Source organism: Catenulispora rubra (assembly GCF_015356825.1).
GTDB lineage: Bacteria > Actinomycetota > Actinomycetes > Streptomycetales > Catenulisporaceae > Catenulispora > Catenulispora rubra.
The window spans coordinates 1-862 of the sequence record NZ_JAACYW010000666.1 but is presented as its reverse complement, the minus strand read 5'-3'; the positions used below and the strand labels follow the sequence as shown (position 1 = coordinate 862).

The following is an 862-nucleotide window of genomic DNA, read 5'->3' as shown; positions in this document are numbered from 1 at the left end:
GGCAGGGAGGGCTCGGGTGGGCGGAGAGCGGCTCCGGACAGTGGGGCGGCGGGCGGCTTTGGCTGGCTGGCCGGTGAGGGCAGCTTTGGCTGGCGGGCCGGTACGGAGGGCTCGGGTCGGCGGAGGGTGGTTCCGGGCAATGGAACGGTGCGGCGGGGCGGCGGAAGTGGGGGCGACTCGGGCAGCTTCGGCGGTGTGGCGGAAGTGAGCGACCGGGGCCGGCTGGAGCGGAGTGCGGCTTCGGCTGGTGGCGCGTGGCGCGTCTTAGACGTAGTCCTCTAGGCGGGCGAAGGTGTAGCCCTGGTCTTGGACTATGCGGAAGAGGTTGGTCATGAGTTCGTGCATTTCGGGCCAGCCTTTGCCGTTGGCTTTGGGGCCTCGGAAGTGGGCTAGGAGGATGTCGCCGGGGCGGAGCTTCTTGTCGGCGGCTTGCCATTGGAAGCCTTGCTTTTGGAAGGAGGCTCGCCAGTAGCAGATGGCTTTTAGGCCGTTTTGCTTGCAGGCTTCTTGGGTGGCTTTGTTCGAGTTTCCGAAGGGGGCTCGGAAGAGGTAGGGGTGGGCGTTGTAGTTCTTCACCAACTTCTGCTGTTGGCCGGTGACTTCCGCCAGTTGCTTTTCGGCGTTGAGGGTCTGCATGTCGGGGTGATGGAGGGTGTGGTTCTGGATGGTGCAGTAGCCGGTGTCGCGGAGCTGGGTGAAGTACGAGTAGTCGTCCTGGATGAAGCAGTCGGCCAGGAACATCGTTATCGGTATGCGGAAGTCCTTCACCATCTGGAGGAAGGCGGGGTCCTTCTCGGCTCCGTCGTCGATGGTCAGGAAGCAGATCTTCTGGTCGGTGGGGACGTGGCTTATGACCGGGGGG

The 862-nt window shown here is 64.3% G+C and carries 1 protein-coding gene; it reads right to left on the bottom strand.

Features of this window, described 5'->3' with window-relative positions:
• Nucleotides 1-264: 264 nt before the first annotated feature.
• On the bottom strand, nt 265-862 hold a 598-nt coding region (locus GWK61_RS54855; protein WP_194922335.1), incomplete at its 5' end, for a polysaccharide deacetylase family protein.